The following is a 4,383-nucleotide window of genomic DNA, read 5'->3' on the forward strand; positions in this document are numbered from 1 at the left end:
TTTCTTTGTAGCGGGGACTGGACTCGAACCAGCGACCTTCGGGTTATGAGCCCGACGAGCTACCTACTGCTCTACCCCGCGATGTGAACTTTCAATATTTTTATTGGCAGTGTTTTTTGTTCTTTTCCCAAGTACGAGTAGGTACCCTGTCCTGAGGAATCGAAGGATACTGCTCTACCCCGCGATGTGGACGGCAAATATACGATGCTTTTTTAGTTATATCAAAACTTAGTGCTGTAATTATTTATCCTAACCAAGCCCCCAAAAAGGTTAAATTCCATAACTTCGGAGCTTTAGATTGTTTATGAAGATGTTTAATGACTTTTTAGCGGCTGTACTTCCTTATACAGAATGGGTAATGCTCTTTTTAATAGTTGGAGGAGGCCTTTATCTGGTTGCTTACTCCAAATTACTTCCATATCGCTATTTTAAACATGCCATTTTAATAACCTCCGGCAAATATGATAATCCCGATGATCCTGGTGAGGTTAGTCATCTGCAGGCATTGTCTTCTGCTGTTGCAGCTACCGTTGGCCTGGGAAATATTTCTGGTGTAGCCATTGCCATTTACCTCGGTGGGCCCGGGGTTGTTTTTTGGATTTGGATGACGGCCCTGGTAGGAATATGTATAAAGTTCTATTCCTGCAGTCTTGCCATTATGTTCCGTGATAAGGATAGTGAGGGAAACTTACAAGGGGGGCCTATGTATTATATTACCATGGGAATGGGAAAAAAAGCCAGACCATTAGCTGTTTTCTTTTGTATTGCGGGTCTTTTTGGAGTGCTCCCCGCCTTTACTACAAATCAGTTTACTCAAACATTAATGGGCGTGATTAACCCTAACGAAACCATTGCCGTTTTTGGCGATTTCAATTGGAAATTGGGAATTGGTATTGTACTAAGTGTAATAACTTCATTCGTTATTTTCGGAGGCCTTAAAAAAATTGCTAAGGTCGCTACGGCAATTGTTCCCTTTATGGTCCTTTTATATTTAGTGGCTGTTATAATTATCATGGCGATGAATGCCGGGCAGGTTTGGCCCTCTTTAAAGTTAATTCTGGAAGAAGCATTCAATTTTAAAACGGCAGTGCAGGGAGGCCTATGGGGTCTGATTATTATAGGGATAAGACGAGCGGTTTTTTCCAACGAATCGGGGGTTGGGAATGCGCCGATGTACCATGGGCAGTCCAAAACAACAGAACCGATACAGGAAGGCTTGGTTGCCATGTTGGGCCCGTTTATAGATACCATTGTAGTGTGTACCTTAACCGCAGTGGTTATTATTCTGAGTGGAGCCTATTTAGATGCTGAGAGTAATGGAATTGTCATGACCCTAATCGCGTTTAAGAAGTCACTCTTTGGCTATGGCGACGTGCTTTTAATGATCATAGTTTCTGCGTTTGCACTTTCAACCTTGTTCACTTATTCTTACTACGGCACCAAATGCCTTTCATTTTTAACCAATGTTAAAGTAGGAAAGCTTTATAATTATATTTATGTAGGGAGTATTACTTTTGCAGCGGTGGCTTCTGTAGATCTTGTGGTAAATTTAATTGACCTGTCTTTTGCACTCATGGTAATTCCCAATATGATTGCAGTACTATATTTGTCGCCAAGAGTAAATATTGCGATGAAAACCTATTTTTCAAAAATCAAAGTATAATGGCTCACAAAGCAGGTTATGTGAATATCATAGGAAATCCCAATGTGGGAAAATCAACCCTTATGAATGCTTTTATTGGGGAGAAGCTTTCAATAATCACGGCAAAGGCGCAGACCACAAGACATCGGATCCTGGGTATTGTAAACGGCGAGGATTTCCAGCTAATTCTTTCAGATACACCAGGCATTATTAAACCTGCCTACGAATTGCAGGATTCCATGATGAAATTTGTAAAATCTGCCTTTGAAGACGCGGATATTCTTATTTACATGGTGGAGATTGGTGAGAAAGCATTAAAGGACGCCTCTTTTCTTGAAAGACTTAAAGAAAGCAAGATCCCCGTACTACTATTACTTAATAAAATTGATGCTTCAGATCAACAAACGCTGGAGGAGCAAACACAATATTGGCAGGAACAACTCCCTACAGCGGAAATTCATCCTATTTCGGCCCTGAAAAATTTCAATGTTAAGGAAGTATTTGATCGTATTTTGGAATTATTACCGGAAGCACCTCCTTATTTTCCAAAGGACCAGTTAACAGATAAACCGGAGCGTTTTTTTGTGAACGAAATCATCCGTGAAAAAATTCTTGAACACTATAAAAAGGAGATTCCATATTCCGTTGAAATTGAAACGGAAGAATTTTTGGAGGATGAAAAGATAATCCGGATTAGATCGGTTATTATGGTTGAGCGCGATTCTCAAAAGGGCATAATTATCGGACATAAGGGTTCTGCATTGAAAAGGGTAGGCGTAGCTGCCAGAAAAGACCTGGAAAAATTCTTTGACAAGCAGGTGTATATTGAACTCTATGTAAAAGTCAACAAAAACTGGCGAAGCAACCCGAATCAACTTCGCAGGTTTGGGTATGATCAGAAATAAGTCAGCTTAAATGTAAAACCTCTCTCATAAAATGGAACAATTGATTCATTTGTGGTTTCCCTTTTCTTCTTCCCGCTCTGCCAAAAGCATATAAAACAAACCATATTAGGACCATAAAAATCATCGCTCCAAGTTGCAGGCCGTATGATTTACCTAATGAAGCACTTGAATAGGCCCAAATTCCGAAGATTATAAAAAAAGTTCCCACCCCAAAATGTAAAAACATAAAAAATGTCCATAGGGTAGGGTTGGGACCGAACAGGCCATAAACCTTAGATTTTTCAGGGTCTATTTCGTTAATTTCCAAATGTAGTTGGGGTGACCAAAAATGAACATCTTTTTTTTGGAACTTTATAAAGACATGATCATCTATTCGATTTATCAGGAAAGGTTCCTTCTTTTTATTTTCAAAAGACTCCAGTACACTTTCCTTTGGCTGTGGAAGCTCCAGCTGGAACCTTGGCCTTAGAACAATGTCATTAGGTAATGCTTTCATGCCTGGTTTTGTTTGCTCATAAAAGATACCCATTTCTTTTGAAACATCCATCTCAGAGTTATCTAAATATACCAGATCATGGCCCGATGCCCTATCTTTTATTTTTTATCTAGTTTCTTTAACACTAACTTTGCGGCCTAATTTGCAAGTATGGGCGCTATTGTAGCCATAGTGGGAAGGCCGAATGTTGGAAAATCTACATTCTTTAATCGTTTAATACAAAGACGTGAAGCCATTGTAGATGCCGTGAGTGGGGTAACTCGTGACAGGCATTATGGCAAGAGCGACTGGAACGGTAAGGAATTCTCATTAATAGATACCGGAGGCTACGTTCTGGGGAGTGATGATATCTTTGAGCAGGAAATAGATAAACAGGTAAAACTGGCCATTGAAGAATCAGATGCGATAATTTTTATGGTAGATGTAGAAACCGGTATTACCGGTATGGATGAGGATGTAGCTAATTTATTGCGCCGTGCCAAAAAGCCTGTTTTTTTGGCTGTTAATAAAGTAGATAACGCGAAAAGGGCAGAGGATGCAGTTGAGTTTTATGCACTTGGGTTAGGAGATTATTACACGCTTTCCAGTATTAACGGCAGCGGTACCGGAGAATTACTGGACGCCCTGGTTGAGGTATTGCCAGAAAGTGAAGAAGTTGAAGATGAACTACCCAGGTTCGCGGTAGTTGGGAGACCCAATGCGGGGAAATCTTCTTTTATCAATGCATTAATTGGTGAGGAAAGATATATTGTCACAGATATTGCAGGTACCACACGTGATAGTATAGATACCAAGTACAACCGTTTTGGTTTTGAGTTTAATTTGGTAGATACCGCAGGTATTCGCCGGAAAGCGAAGGTAAAAGAGGACCTGGAATTTTATTCCGTCATGCGTTCTGTGAGAGCCATTGAGCACTGTGATGTTTGTTTACTTTTGTTAGATGCTACCCGTGGATTCGACGGACAGGTAGAAAATATTTTCTGGTTAGCACAGCGCAATAATAAGGGAATAGTAATCCTGGTAAACAAATGGGATTTGGTAGAGAAGGATACTCATGCAGTAAAACTATACACCCAAAAAATTAAACAGGCTATAGAACCCTTCACGGATGTTCCTATCCTTTTTATGTCGGTTCATACCAAACAGCGTATTTTTAAGGCCATAGAAACGGCTGTAGAAGTCTATAAAAACCGCTCTAAACGAATTCCTACCAGAAAACTTAATGATGTGCTGCTGCCCATAATAGAGCATACCCCACCACCGGCATACAAGGGGAAATATGTAAAGATTAAATATATTACGCAACTGCCTACTCCTTATCCGCAATTTGCTTTTTTCTG

At 40.1% G+C, this 4,383-nt stretch carries 4 protein-coding genes and 1 tRNA gene; 3 read left to right on the top strand and 2 right to left on the bottom strand.

What is annotated here, in order from left to right; translation table 11 throughout:
* Positions 1-8: 8 nt before the first annotated feature.
* Positions 9-81: transfer RNA gene (locus WBM60_RS13140), tRNA-Met, on the bottom strand.
* A gap of 223 nt (positions 82-304) precedes the next feature.
* Here WBM60_RS13140 and WBM60_RS13145 point away from each other — a divergent pair.
* The gene (locus WBM60_RS13145) at positions 305-1,663 is read left to right on the top strand and encodes an alanine/glycine:cation symporter family protein (protein ID WP_424260329.1); all 1,359 of its coding nucleotides are present in this window, start codon (positions 305-307) and stop codon (positions 1,661-1,663) included.
* Positions 1,663-2,547 (top strand): GTPase Era, encoded by an 885-nt coding sequence (gene era, locus WBM60_RS13150; RefSeq protein WP_424260331.1) that lies wholly within the window; start codon positions 1,663-1,665, stop codon positions 2,545-2,547. Before WBM60_RS13145 ends, era begins: the two co-directional genes overlap by 1 nt.
* 1 nt (position 2,548) lies before the next feature.
* Here era and WBM60_RS13155 read toward each other — a convergent pair whose 3' ends face one another.
* Positions 2,549-3,094: a GTP-binding protein gene (locus tag WBM60_RS13155; RefSeq protein WP_424277290.1), complete on the bottom strand. Its 546-nt coding sequence runs from the start codon at positions 3,092-3,094 to the stop codon at positions 2,549-2,551.
* A gap of 99 nt (positions 3,095-3,193) precedes the next feature.
* On the opposite strand from WBM60_RS13155, the gene der reads away from it, so the two are divergent.
* A partial coding sequence (der, locus tag WBM60_RS13160) for a ribosome biogenesis GTPase Der (protein ID WP_424277291.1) occupies positions 3,194-4,383 on the top strand: 1,190 nt, incomplete at its 3' end.

Origin of the sequence: Eudoraea sp. (assembly GCF_049669105.1) — a bacterium.
Classification (GTDB): Bacteria; Bacteroidota; Bacteroidia; order Flavobacteriales; family Flavobacteriaceae; genus Eudoraea.